At 62.1% G+C, this 13,196-nt stretch carries 11 protein-coding genes; 2 read left to right on the forward strand and 9 right to left on the reverse strand.

Annotated features, from left to right (window positions below):
- Positions 1–162: 162 nt before the first annotated feature.
- The 8 genes from ACIQUI_RS15920 to ACIQUI_RS15955 form a co-directional block, all read right to left on the reverse strand.
- A complete protein-coding gene (locus ACIQUI_RS15920; RefSeq protein WP_403200201.1) occupies positions 163–1,059 on the reverse strand; it encodes a peptidoglycan DD-metalloendopeptidase family protein in 897 nt (298 codons plus the stop codon).
- A gap of 196 nt (positions 1,060–1,255) precedes the next feature.
- Positions 1,256–2,152: a response regulator gene (locus ACIQUI_RS15925; protein WP_403200204.1), complete on the reverse strand. Its 897-nt coding sequence runs from the start codon at positions 2,150–2,152 to the stop codon at positions 1,256–1,258.
- 163 nt (positions 2,153–2,315) lie between these two features.
- Positions 2,316–3,086 (reverse strand): phosphate signaling complex protein PhoU, encoded by a 771-nt coding sequence (phoU, locus tag ACIQUI_RS15930; protein ID WP_391131346.1) that lies wholly within the window; start codon positions 3,084–3,086, stop codon positions 2,316–2,318.
- Positions 3,087–3,216: 130 nt separating this feature from the next.
- A complete protein-coding gene (pstB, locus tag ACIQUI_RS15935) occupies positions 3,217–4,050 on the reverse strand; it encodes a phosphate ABC transporter ATP-binding protein PstB (protein WP_403200207.1) in 834 nt (277 codons plus the stop codon).
- Positions 4,051–4,151: 101 nt separating this feature from the next.
- Positions 4,152–5,768, reverse strand: a complete 1,617-nt coding sequence (pstA, locus tag ACIQUI_RS15940; protein ID WP_403200464.1) for a phosphate ABC transporter permease PstA — start codon at positions 5,766–5,768, stop codon at positions 4,152–4,154.
- 71 nt (positions 5,769–5,839) lie between these two features.
- The gene (locus ACIQUI_RS15945; protein WP_403200209.1) at positions 5,840–8,128 is read right to left on the reverse strand and encodes a phosphate ABC transporter permease; all 2,289 of its coding nucleotides are present in this window, start codon (positions 8,126–8,128) and stop codon (positions 5,840–5,842) included.
- A 139-nt stretch (positions 8,129–8,267) separates the two neighbouring features.
- Entirely contained in the window at positions 8,268–9,266 is a 999-nt protein-coding gene (locus tag ACIQUI_RS15950; RefSeq protein ID WP_403200211.1) for a phosphate ABC transporter substrate-binding protein PstS, read from the reverse strand.
- Positions 9,267–9,501: 235 nt separating this feature from the next.
- The gene (locus tag ACIQUI_RS15955) at positions 9,502–10,791 is read right to left on the reverse strand and encodes an MFS transporter (RefSeq protein ID WP_403200214.1); all 1,290 of its coding nucleotides are present in this window, start codon (positions 10,789–10,791) and stop codon (positions 9,502–9,504) included.
- A gap of 361 nt (positions 10,792–11,152) precedes the next feature.
- On the opposite strand from ACIQUI_RS15955, the gene ACIQUI_RS15960 reads away from it, so the two are divergent.
- Both ACIQUI_RS15960 and ACIQUI_RS15965 read left to right on the forward strand, forming a co-directional pair.
- On the forward strand, positions 11,153–11,551 hold the full coding sequence (locus ACIQUI_RS15960; protein WP_016712731.1) for an acyl-CoA thioesterase: 399 nt from the start codon (positions 11,153–11,155) through the stop codon (positions 11,549–11,551).
- Between the two features lie 71 nt (positions 11,552–11,622).
- Positions 11,623–12,519 (forward strand): D-hexose-6-phosphate mutarotase, encoded by an 897-nt coding sequence (locus ACIQUI_RS15965; protein ID WP_403200216.1) that lies wholly within the window; start codon positions 11,623–11,625, stop codon positions 12,517–12,519.
- A gap of 124 nt (positions 12,520–12,643) precedes the next feature.
- Here the strand turns inward: ACIQUI_RS15965 and ACIQUI_RS15970 are convergent, their stop codons facing one another.
- Positions 12,644–13,177 carry a DUF3299 domain-containing protein gene (locus ACIQUI_RS15970; protein ID WP_403200219.1) on the reverse strand — a complete coding sequence of 178 codons (534 nt, stop codon included), beginning with the start codon at positions 13,175–13,177 and terminating at the stop codon, positions 12,644–12,646.
- Positions 13,178–13,196: the final 19 nt, after the last annotated feature.

Raw genomic sequence — 13,196 nt, forward strand, 5'->3', positions numbered from 1 at the left:
ATGCTTTTTCATGGTCTCGCCCTCGCTGCCGTTGGCTTCTTTGAACGCCACCGTGGCACTGTGATGCCTCGGCGGGGGCGAGTCCATCGATTACACAGGAATTGCGTACTCCTGTAGGAGCGGCCTTGTGTCGCGATGGCCTGCGCAGCAGGCCCGGCAATCTCAAGGGTTACCCGCAGTAAAATCCGGCAACCCGCTGATCGGCTTGTCGAACCGGTAAGGTATCGACTCCAGCGCCAACCCCACATTGCGCTGCACCACAAAATGCAGGTGCGGCCCGGTGCTGTTGCCGGTATTGCCCGACTTCGCCAGCACCTGCCCCTGGCGCACCCGCTGCCCCTCTGCCACCACCACCGAACCACGCATCAGGTGCAGGTACACGCCCATGGTGCCATCGGCGTGCAGAATCCTGACAAAGTTGCCCGAAGGGTTGGGTGCCCGCCCGCTCTGGCTGTTCTCTGTCTTCACCACCACGCCCTCGCGCGCAGCAATGATGGTGGTGCCTTCGGGCATGGCGATATCCATGGCGTAGCGCCCTTTGGGCCCAAAATGGCTGACCCGCCCGTTAGGCCCCTGGGTGACGCGAAACGGCCCGCCAACCCATGGGAACGCATAACGGAAGCCTTGGGGGCGCATACCCGGGTCACCCATGGCCTGCAGCAAGGTCGAACGGTAGTTCAGCAGCAGCCCGGGCCGCCCCCGGAGCACGCTGAGCATTTGCGTGGTACGCGGCGGCAGCAACCGACGCACGATACGCGGGGCATCGCCGCCTTGTGCGTTCACCAGGTTGTCCAATCGCAACTCGACCTCAACGGGTACATGCAGCTCGTTGCGTGCCGAAAAACCCACGCCACCGTCGAAGACCTTGGCGTTCAGCAGCACCTGGCCCTCCAGCGTTTCGACCATAGGGTCGCGCAGCACCAAGGGCTTGGCGCCAGGGCCTGGCCGGTCGGAATAGGAGACCACACCGTAATCGTCAGTGATCTTGTAGAGGGTCACACCCAGGCTCGACGCCGAGACCATGAGCAATGCACAGAACAGCAGCAGGCGCGTGGGCATGATAGTGGCTTTTTGACAGTTTTGATTTGTCGAAGCCTAGCAGCGGGTTCTGTGGTGGGTATTGCAGTTGGTCGGATGGCGACCGCAGGCCTGGCCTCATCGCCGGCAAGCCAGCTCCCACAGGTACAGCGCCAGCCTCAGGCCGTGCGCATCCTGTGGGAGCTGGCTTGCCGGCGATGAGGCCAGTAGCCGATACTCAGGCGCCTGGGGTGAAGTGCTTCTGCGCAGTCCCGCGGGCAATCAGCCGCGACAGGTAATCGAGCTTCTGGGCATCCTGATCGACGAACTTGAACGTCAATTGCAGCCAGTCGCTGTCGGGTTTGGGCTCCAAGGCAGCAACGGCATGCAGGTAGCCGTTCAAACGCGCGACTTCGGCGCTCTCACCTTGTTCCAGGTCCAGCACAGCCCCCTCCAGCACCTGCGGCAACGCCGCGCTGCGGCGCACTACCAGCAGGGCTTCTTTCAGGCTCAGCGCCTTGATTACGCAGGGTTGCGTGCCGCTGGCCAGGCGCAACTGGCCCTGGCCACGGCCGGTCGGAGCAGGCGCTGGCGGTGTGGCTGCGCTGACCAAGGGCTTGGCCGCAGCGGGCACGGGTGCCGGTGCTGCCACCTTGGCTGCGTCCGGCTTGCCACCTGTCAGCGCACTGAGCGAATCGTTGGCGAAGGCCGAGTTCACCCGCGCCGGGCCGATGGCCGTCAGGCTGTCGAGCTTGCCGATCTTGGCCAGTGCCTTTTTCACCTTGGTCAGCAGCTGCTCGTTGGTGAACGGCTTGCCGACAAAGTCGGAAACACCCGCCTGGATCGCCTGGATAACGTTTTCCTTGTCGCCACGGCTGGTCACCATGATGAACTGCAGGTTTTTCAGCGCAGGCTGCTGACGGCACCAGGTGAGCAGTTCCAGCCCAGACATTTCCGGCATTTCCCAGTCGCACAGGACCAGGTCGAATGCTTCCTTGTCCAGCATCGCCATGGCCTTGCGACCGTTGACGGCGTCGTCGATGGCCATGCCCGGGAAGGCATTGCGCAGGCACTTGCGGACCAGGTCACGGATAAACGGGGCGTCATCCACGACCAGCACATTCACTTTACTCATCGATACTCCTTTTGATCCCGACTAGCCTACTGCCAAATAGTGGCCACTTGCTACAACCTGGTCACGCCGGGACTTCTTCGCATCGTTCGCGGGTGCCTGCCGGCTCCTCGACCGCAAACGAAAACGCCCGGCCAAGGCCGGGCGTGGATGCTCGGGAGCAACCTTATTTATCGTCAGATTCGCCCGGAACATTAGCCTTTTCGGCGTCGGCGACAGCGGTACCCTGCACTTCTGCCGTCATGCGCTTGAGGCCCATGTGGCGCACGTCGGTGCCGCGCACCAGGTAGATCACCAGTTCGGAGATGTTGCGTGCGTGGTCACCGATACGCTCCAGCGAGCGCAGCACCCAGATCACGCTCAGTACCCGCGAGATCGAGCGCGGGTCTTCCATCATGTAAGTCACCAGCTCGCGCAGGGCGGTCTTGTACTCGCGGTCGATGGTCTTGTCGTACTGGGCCACCGACAATGCCAGGTCGGCGTCGAAGCGGGCAAAGGCGTCCAGCGCATCGCGAACCATGTTGCGTACCTGGTCGCCAATGTGGCGCACCTCGACGTAGCCGCGCGGCGACTCACCTTCTTCGCACAACTGGATGGCGCGGCGGGCAATCTTGGTAGCCTCGTCGCCGATGCGCTCCAGGTCGATCACCGACTTGGAAATGCTGATGATCAGGCGCAGGTCGGAGGCTGCCGGCTGGCGACGGGCGAGGATGCGCAGGCATTCCTCGTCGATGTTGCGCTCCATCTGGTTGATCTGCTCGTCAACTTCGCGCACTTGCTGGGCCAGGCCCGAGTCGGCTTCGATCAACGCGGTGACCGCGTCATTGACCTGCTTTTCCACCAGCCCGCCCATGGCCAGCAGATGGCTGCGCACCTCTTCCAGCTCGGCGTTGAACTGCTGGGAAATATGGTGGGTAAGGCTTTCTTTGTTGATCATGCTGTCGCTCCGCGAAGTTGCTAGCTATAAGCTGCAAGCTTCAAGTGGTTCGTGTCGTTCCCTGGCTCCGCGCTAACCGCTTTATCTTGCAGCTTGCAGCTCAAAGCTTGCAGCTGCGCCAAAGGCGCTCTTAGCCGTAGCGACCGGTGATGTAGTCTTCGGTCTGCTTCTTCGCCGGGTTGGTGAACAGGGTGTCGGTATCCCCGAATTCGACCAGTTTGCCCATGTACATGAACGCGGTGTAGTCCGAAACACGGGCCGCCTGTTGCATGTTGTGGGTCACGATGACGATGGTGTACTTGGATTTCAATTCGTAGATCAGTTCTTCGACCTTCAAGGTCGAGATCGGGTCCAGTGCCGAGCACGGCTCGTCGAGCAGCAGCACTTCCGGCTCGACGGCGATGGTGCGGGCAATGACCAGACGCTGCTGCTGGCCACCGGACAAGCCCAGCGCCGATTCGTGCAGGCGGTCCTTGACCTCGTCCCACAGTGCCGCACCCTTCAGCGCCCACTCCACCGCTTCGTCCAGCACGCGCTTCTTGTTGATGCCCTGGATACGCAGGCCATAGACCACATTCTCGTAAATGGTCTTGGGGAACGGGTTGGGCTTCTGGAACACCATGCCCACACGGCGGCGCAGCTCGGCCACGTCCTCGCCCTTGCGGTAGATGTTGTTGCCGTAGAGGTTGATGGCGCCTTCCACGCGGCAGCCGTCAACCAGGTCGTTCATGCGGTTGAAGGTGCGCAGCAGGGTCGACTTGCCACAGCCGGAGGGGCCGATGAAGGCAGTCACGCGCTGCTTGGGAATGTTCATGCTGACGTCGAACAGCGCTTGCTTGTCGCCGTAGAACAGGCTCAGGCCCGGCACTTCGATGGCCACGGTTTCTTCGGCCAGTTGCAGGCTCTGCTTGTTGCGACCCAAGGCAGACATGTCGATGCCGTGGGTATGGGATTCGTTCTGCATGGTTGACTCCGTTTGTAGCTGCAAGCTTCGAGCTGCAAGCTGCAAGTTTGGGCAAAGCGGCAATCTGCTTGAAGCTTGCCGCTTGTGGCTTAAAGCTTCAATCAGCTGTCCAGCGCCTTGTACTTCTCGCGCAGGTGGTTACGGATCCACACCGCCGAAAGGTTGAGGGCAGCAATCACCAGCACCAGCAACAGCGCGGTCGCGTACACCAGCGGCCGTGCGGCTTCGACGTTCGGGCTCTGGAAGCCGACGTCATAGATGTGGAAGCCCAGGTGCATGATCTTCTGGTCCAGGTGCAGGTACGGGTAGTTGCCGTCCACCGGCAGCGACGGCGCCAGCTTCACTACACCCACCAGCATCAGCGGCGCCACTTCACCGGCGGCGCGGGCCACGGCGAGGATCATGCCGGTCATCATGGCCGGGCTGGCCATGGGCAGGACAATCTTCCACAGCGTCTCAGCCTTGGTCGCGCCCAGGGCCAGCGAGCCCTCGCGCACGGTACGCGGAATGCGCGCCAGGCCTTCTTCGGTGGCCACGATCACCACCGGTACGGCCAGCAGTGCCAGGGTCAGCGACGCCCACAGCAGGCCCGGGGTGCCCAACGTCGGCGCCGGCAATGCTTCGGGGAAGAACAGCCGGTCGATCGAGCCACCCAGCACGTAGACGAAGAAGCCCAGGCCGAACACGCCGTAGACAATCGCGGGCACGCCGGCCAGGTTGTTCACCGCAATGCGGATCAGGCGTGTGACCGGGCCTTGCCTGGCGTATTCACGCAGGTAGACAGCCGCCAGCACGCCAAACGGGGTGACGATAACAGCCATGATCAGGGTCATCATCACGGTGCCGAAGATGGCCGGGAAAATACCACCTTCGGTGTTGGCTTCACGCGGGTCGTCGCTGAGGAACTCCCAAACCTTGGCAAAGTAGGTGCCCAGCTTGGTGAAGCCGGACATGCCGTTCGGCTGGATGGCGTGCACAATCTTGCTCAGGTTGATTTCAACCTCACGGCCATTGCCATCGCGGGCCACCAGGCTGTCGCGGGCGAAGGCCTGGTGCAGGCCGGCAAGGCGGTCTTCGATGGCTTTGTAGCGGCTGTTCAACTCGGCGCGGTCGGCGTCCATGTCGGCCTGGGCAGCGGCGTCCAGCTGGCCATGCAACTCCAGCTTGCGGGCCTGCAGGCGCAGGCGCTCAAGGCCATGGTTGATGGCACCGATGTCTTTCTTCTCCAGCTGCTGCAACTCACCGTTGAGCTGGTTGGCACGCTTGAGGCGGGCCTGCAGTTCGTGCCAGGCAGCCGGGCCTTCGGCAACCACGCGGCCTTCTTCCTTGACGCTGACCAGGTAGCCGTAGAAATTGCCCCACTCGCGGCGCTCCAGGGCCATCAGCTCGGCCGGGCGTTTTTCGTCAACCAGCCAGTCGCCGACCACCCAGGTGAAGTCGCTGCCGTTGAGGTCGCGGTTACCGACCTTGATCAGCTCGCGGGTCATGAACTCCGGGCCTTGGTCCGGTACCGGCAGGCCGGCGCCCTTCAGGCGGGCCCGGGGTACTTCTTCCTTTTGCACCACTTCGCCAATGACGACGTGGTCAGCCTGGCCCGGCACCTTGTAGGTGGCCTGCACCAGATCAGCCGGCCAGAAGTGGCCCAGGCCGCGCACAGCAATCACGGCCAGCAGGCCGACGGTCATGATCACCGCCATGGCCACCGCGCCGCCGCTCATCCAGACGCCTGGGGCACCGCTCTTGAACCAGCCTTTGAGTGAATCCTTTTTCACGGATCGCTACCTTTCTATCAAAGCGACGAGTATTTCTTGCGCAGACGCTGGCGAATCAGCTCGGCCAAGGTGTTCATCACGAACGTGAACATCAGCAGTACCAGGGCGGCCAGGAACAGCACGCGATAGTGGCTGCCGCCGACTTCCGATTCCGGCATTTCCACGGCCACGTTGGCGGCCAGGGTGCGCATGCCCTCGAACAGGTTCATCTCCATCACCGGGGTGTTGCCGGTAGCCATCAGCACGATCATCGTTTCACCCACCGCACGGCCCATGCCGATCATCAGCGCCGAGAAGATACCCGGGCTGGCGGTGAGGATGACCACGCGGGTCAGGGTCTGCCAGGGCGTCGCACCCAGGGCCAGGGAGCCCAGGGTCAGGCTGCGTGGCACGCTGAACACGGCGTCTTCGGCAATGGAGTAGATGTTCGGGATAACCGCGAAGCCCATGGCGATACCAACGACAAGGGCGTTGCGCTGATCGTAGGTGATGCCAAGGTCATTGGTGATCCACAGGCGCATGTCACCGCCGAAGAACCAGCTTTCCAGGTGCGGGCTCATGGTCAGGGCAAACCAGCCGGTGAACAGGATGACCGGAATCAGGATCGCCGCTTCCCAGCCATCCGGCACCCGCAGGCGGATCGACTCTGGCAGGCGGGTCCAGGTGAAGCCGGCCAGCAGGATGCCGAACGGCATCAGCAGGAACAGGCTGAACACACCCGGCAGGTGGCCTTCCAGGTACGGGGCCAGGAACAGGCCGGCGAAGAAGCCGAGGATCACCGTCGGCATTGCCTCCATCAGCTCGATCACCGGCTTGACCTTGCGGCGCATGCCCGGGGCCATGAAGTAGGCGGTGTAGATGGCAGCGGCAATGGCCAGCGGGGCGGCCAGGATCATCGCGTAGAACGCGGCCTTCAAGGTACCGAAGGTGAGCGGCGACAGGCTCAGCTTGGGCTCGAAGTCAGTGTTCGAGGCGGTCGATTGCCAGACGTATTTCGGCTCGTCGTAGTTCTCGTACCACACCTTGCCCCACAGCGCGCTGAAGGAGATTTCCGGGTGCGGGTTGCGCAGGCTCAGCGGCAGCAGCTTGCCGCCTTGTTCGATGATGATGCGGTTGGCGCGTGGCGACAGGGCCAGGATGCCTGGGCCTTCGGCAGCCGGCTCGACCAGCAGGGTACGGTGCGCGGTGCTGTGGAACACGCCCAACTTGCCTTCGGCGTCCAGCGCGATAAAGCCTTTGCGGCGCTCTTCGGCGTCGATCTGCACGATAGGCGCCTTGCCCATCTGGAAGGTGCGAATTTGCTTGAAGCGCGATTCGCCGTCCGGGTCGCGGGCCATGAACCATTGGGCCAGGCCGCCCTTGGAATCACCGATGATCAGCGAGATGCCACCGACCAACTGGCCAGTGGCGGTTACTTCGGTGTCGGCACTTTCGGACAATTTGTAGCGGCCATTGAGGCTCTTGTCGCGCAGGCTGAACACATCGGCCGTGGCGCGGCCGTTGATCACGTACAGCCACTGCTGACGCGGGTCGATGAAGATGTTCTTCACGACCTCGGTCATCTGCGGCAGGACGATGCGATTCTGCTCGGTGGTGACCTCTTCGGTCATCATGTTTTCGCTGCGGGTCAGCTCCAGCACTTGCAATTGCGCGCCGGTGGAACCGGCCAGTACCAACGTGTCGCCGTTGACGTTGACGCTGACGTGATCCAGCGCACGGCCTTGTTCATCGAGCGCGAACGGCTGCTCGCCATACGGGTAGTCGATGTTGGCGGTGATGGTCTTCTTGTTGTCCGGGTAGGTGATCTTGTAGGTGTGGTGGAACACCAACGCCTGGCCATTGGACAAGCCCAGCACCACCAGCGGGCTGCCCGGCTGGTCAGCACTGATCGAACTAACCTGGGTGCCTGCCGGCACGGGCAGGTCGACACGCTTGAGTTCGTTACCGGTCTTGGTATCGAAGAACAATGCCTGGCCCTTGTCCGAAACCCGCATGCCCACCAGGTTCTGCTCTTCAAGCGCGATCATCAGGGGCTTGCCGGCATCCTGCTGCAGCCAGGTCGGCGCCAGGGCCTGCTTGCTGGTCAGGTGGGCGCCCTGGAACAGTGGCAGTACCACATAGGCCAGGTAGAAGAAGATCAGGGTGATGGCCGCCAATACGGCAAGCCCGCCCACCAGTACATACCAGCGGGTCAGGCGGTCCTTGAGCGCACGCATGCGGCGCTTGCGTTGCAACTCGGGCGTATTGAAATCAATGCGCACGGGCTGGGAGTTTTGGGTCATGTTGGAATTGGCCAGATCATTCATGCGCACACCCTAGCGGTCCCGTGTGACAAAAACATTACAAAGTGGTGACGCGCGAAAGCCCGCCGCACAGGGAGCCTGGCTTCGGACTGGAATTTCGTGAAAGAGGCCGGGCAGTGGCGCCGGCCTCTTCTTCAGTTACTTACTTCTTTGCAACGTTACCGGCGTGCGACAGGCCCAGGTCAGCCAGGGTTTTGTCGACGACTTTGGCCGGCAGCGGGATGTAGCCATCCTTCACCACGACCTGCTGGCCAGCTTGCGACAGCACCAGCTTGACGAACTCGGCTTCCAGCGGGGCCAGAGGCTTGTTCGGGGCCTTGTTGACGTACACGTACAGGAAGCGCGACAGCGGGTAGCTGCCGTTCAGGGCGTTGGCTTCGTTGTCTTCAACGAACTCGCCGCCTTCTTTCTTGGCCAGGGCTACGGTTTTGACGCTGGCGGTCTTGTAACCGATGCCCGAGTAGCCGATGCCGTTCAGCGAGGAGCTGATCGACTGCACGACCGAAGCCGAGCCAGGTTGTTCGTTGACGTTAGGCTTGAAGTCGCCTTTGCACAGGGCTTCTTCCTTGAAGTAGCCGTAGGTGCCCGATACCGAGTTGCGGCCGAACAGCTGGACTGGCTTGTTGGCCAGGTCGCCGGTCACACCCACGTCGCCCCAGGTCTTGATCTCGGCCTTGCCACCGCACAGGCGGGTGGAGGAGAAGATGGCGTCAACCTGGGCCATGGTCAGGCCTTTGATCGGGTTGTCCTTGTGCACGAACACAGCCAGGGCGTCGACAGCGACAGGGATGGCGGTTGGCTTGTAGCCGTACTTCTGCTCGAAAGCCTGCAGTTCGACGTCCTTCATCTTGCGGCTCATCGGGCCGAGGTTGGCGGTGCCTTCGGTCAGCGCGGGTGGCGCGGTGGAGGAGCCGGCAGCCTGGATCTGGATGTTTACGTTCGGGTATTCCTTCTTGTAGGCCTCGGCCCACAGCGTCATCAGGTTCGCCAGGGTGTCGGAGCCAACGCTGGAGAGGTTGCCCGAAACACCGGTGGTCTTGGTGTAGGTCGGGATCGACGGATCGACGGCGGCTACCGCGTTGGCGGTTGCAACGCCAGCGGCGGCGAAGGTAAGGGCCGCCATCAAACGCTTCAGTTTCATGCCTTGCTCCTAGCAGGAATATTGGGGTGTTGGATGGAACGGGCCCAAGTATCGGTAGGCCGCATGAACACGATATGACCTAATTGTGACAAATGGATGAAAGGCCATCACTGAAGGCAGGTCTGGCCCCTTCGCGGGCGCGCCCGCTCCCACAGGTATTGCACAGGTTTCGAAGCCTATGGGGTCCCTGTGGGAGCGGGCATGCCCGCGAAGAGGCCAGCAGCCCGAACGCAGGTCAGCGCTTGTTGGCGAGCAGGTACAGGCCCACAGCCAGACCAACAGCACACAGCCCCGCCACATAATAGGCAGGCGCCATCGGGCTTACTTTCAGCAGTGCAGTCACCACCATCGGCGTCAACCCGCCAAAGATCGCGTAAGCCATGTTGTAGGAGAACGACAACCCGCTGAAGCGCACCACCGGCGGGAAGGCCTTTACCATCACATACGGGACTGCACCAACGATACCGACGCACAATCCGGTGAGAGCATAAAGCGGGAACAGCAGGTCTGGCCGAGTGGGCAGGCTATGGTAGAAGGTCCATGAGCTCGCCAGCAGCAACAGGCTGCCGACGATGAATACGCGCCCCGCACCAAAACGGTCGGCCATCCTGCCGGCGCCGATGCAACCAACGCTGAGCAGGACGATTGCCAGGCTATTGGCCTTGAGCGAGTCGGTGGGGCTGACGTGATAGAACGTCTGCAACAGTGCAGGGGTCATCAGGATGACCACCACGATGCCAGCCGAAAGCAGCCAGGTCAGCAGCATCGAAAGCACGATCGCGCCACGGTGATCACGCAGCACCGCGCGCAGCGGAAGTTCTTCTGCCAAGGCTTTGCGCTGCTGCATCTCGGCGAATACCGGAGTCTCGTGCAGCCAGCGGCGCAGGTAAACCGAGAACAGGCCGAATACACCACCGAGCAGGAACGGTACACGCCAGGCGTAATCGGCCACTTCTTCGGGGGTATAGACAGTGTTGATCAACGTAGCGACCAGTGACCCCAGCAGGATGCCCGAGGTCAGCCCCGCAGTCAGGGTCCCGCAGGCGTAGCCGGTGTTGCGCGCCGGCACGTGTTCGGACACGAACACCCAGGCACCCGGGACCTCGCCGCCAATTGCGGCGCCCTGAATCACGCGCATCAGCAGCAGCAGGATCGGCGCCCACATGCCGATCTGCGCATAAGTGGGCAGCAGGCCCATGATCAGGGTTGGCAAGGCCATCATGAAAATGCTCAGGGTGAACATCTTCTTGCGCCCGAGCAGGTCACCGAAGTGGGCCATGATGATGCCACCCAGCGGCCGCGCCAGGTAGCCGGCGGCGAAGATACCGAAGGTTTGCATCAGGCGCAGCCACTCAGGCATGTCGGCCGGGAAGAACAGCTTGCCGACCACCGTGGCAAAGAACACGAAGATGATGAAGTCGTAGAACTCCAGCGCGCCGCCCAGGGCGGACAGTGAGAGGGTCTTGTAGTCACTGCGGGTCAGCGGCCGCGAGGGCTGCTCGATACTGCTGGGCACGGAAGTCATCGCTGGTTGTTCTCTTTGTAGGGCATGCAGGCCGCTTGGCACGCGGCTTCTGGATTAGGGGACAGGCGAAGATAGCAAATTGCCGAGCTGCGCCGAAAGCGATACAAAATCCATACAGATATTCATGAATGCGCGGTCGTCGCTGGCCGTTATGCTCTATATACTGGCAATTCGTAGGAAAAGGTTGCTGCTCGCGTGGGATGTTGTGCGAAAACGCCGGTCTTTATGTCAGACGGTTTCGCAGAGTTTCCCTACGGCCGCCAAGTGAAACGAAATCGGCGTAGTATGTTTCCAGCTGAATCGTTTACCCGGCCTTTGCGCCACACCAACGAAAAGCGTCACGGGTCAGAGGCCCCATCGCATGATTGAGCTCGAACAAGAAGATCCCATCCCGCAGGGCGACCTGGCCCTGCAAATTACCGCACTCCCGCGCGAGACCAACGGGTTTGGCGACATCTTTGGCGGCTGGCTGGTCGCCCAGATGGACCTGGCCGGCACCGCCATGGCCAGCCGCGTCGCCGGTGGCCGCGTGGCAACCGTGGCCATTGACCGCATGGCCTTCCTGGTACCGGTCGCGGTGGGCGCGCAATTGTCGTTCTACACCCAGACCCTGGAAATTGGCCGCAGCTCGATCCGCATGATGGTCGAAGTATGGAGCGACGATCCGCTTTCCAGCGAATGGCGCAAGGTCACCGAGGCGGTATTCGTCTTCGTCGCCATCGACGGCAGTGGCCGCACCCGCTCTGTGCCTCGTCGCTGAGCAACGCCGGCGGTAAACTCATTGCATGTGCCCGGGTCCAAGGCCCACTGGCAATCAATGGGATGAATGCAATGGCTACCTATCAGGTCGTAACCGAGCAACATGGCGAACTGAACTGCTGGCGTATCAGCAGCGACCGCGCCGAACTCCTGATCGCCCAGCAGGGCGCGCAGATCCTCAGCTACCAGCGGGTGGGCGAGCCACCGCTGCTGTGGCTGAGCGACCAGGCCATCTTCCGCAAGGGCAAGTCGGTACGGGCCGGGGTACCGGTGTGCTGGCCGTGGTTCGGCAACTTGCAGCGCAACCCCCAGGCCGTGCAGGCCATGTACCACGGCGAGCAGGCCCCTGCCCATGGCCTGGCGCGCTCGCGTGACTGGCAGTTGCTGGGTATAGAAGAAGCAGGCGACGGCCTGCGCATTGAATTCGAACTGCCTGAAGCACAGGGTGACCTGCCGGATTGGCCCCATGACGTCGAGCTGAAGCTTGTGGTGCATCTGGGAGAAGAACTGGCACTTGAGCTGACCAGCCGCAACATGGGTAATACCCCGGTGACCATCAGCCAGGCCCTGCACAGCTACTTTGCAGTCAGCGATGTACGCCAGGCGCGGGTCGAAGGGGTCGAGGGGCTGGGCTATATCGAGACGTTGGCGGACTGGGAACAGCGTGAGCAGCAAGGGGCGCTTGAGTTTGCCGGGGAGACGGACCGGATCTACCTAGACACCCCATCGCAACTGAGCATTGTCGACCCGCACTGGAGTCGGCGGATTACCTTGACCAGCAGCGGGTCACGCTCGGCAGTGATCTGGAACCCGTGGACCGAGCGGGCCAGGGAGTTGCCGGACATGGCCGATGATGGCTGGCAGCGGATGCTGTGCATCGAGACGGCGAATGTGTGGGATGACCTGGTGGAGTTGAAGCCTGGGGCCAGCAGTTCGCTGGGGGTCAGGATCGGGTGTGAAATGATCTGAATCTTGCAGTGATTTGGTGGGCCTCTTCGCGGGCACGCCCGCTCCCACAGGTACTGCACCGCATTCGAAATGGGTGCAGTACCTGTGGGAGCGGGCATGCCCGCGAAGAGGCCGGTACAGGCAATCAGAGGTCGGCGTCCTCCACCACCCTCACCTTCCCTGCATCCAGCGCATAGGCCGCATCGGCCAGGTCATTGCTGACTTTTTCCACCTTCAACCTGCCGCTGACCCACAGCGGCGTGTAGATGTCATCGATCTTCAGGCCTTTCGGGTAGCGCACCAGCACCAGCTGGTTCGGCGGCGGTGGCGGTACGTGGATGCACGCGCCCGGGTATGGCACCAGGAAGAACAGCGTGCTGTTGCCCTTGGCATCACTTTCCAGCGGTACCGGGTAGCCGCCCAAACGGATGTCCTTGCCGTTCATGGCTGCCACGGTTTTGGTGGAGTACATCACCGCCGGCAAACCCTTGCTCTGCTTCAAGCCGCCCTTGTCGGTAAAGGTGCCCATGGCTTCCGGCGAGTTGTGGTCGATTTCAGGCATTTGCTCGAGCGCCTTCTGGTCCGACTTGGGCATCAGCTCCAGCCAGTCGGTTTCGGGCAGTTCGGCATGGGCCAGGGCGCTGGCCAACAGCAGGGGGACAAGGAAAAAGGCACGCATGGAAATGCTCGGCAACTCG

The organism is Pseudomonas sp. NPDC090592, assembly GCF_044769185.1.
In the GTDB taxonomy this organism is placed as follows: Bacteria; Pseudomonadota; Gammaproteobacteria; order Pseudomonadales; family Pseudomonadaceae; genus Aquipseudomonas.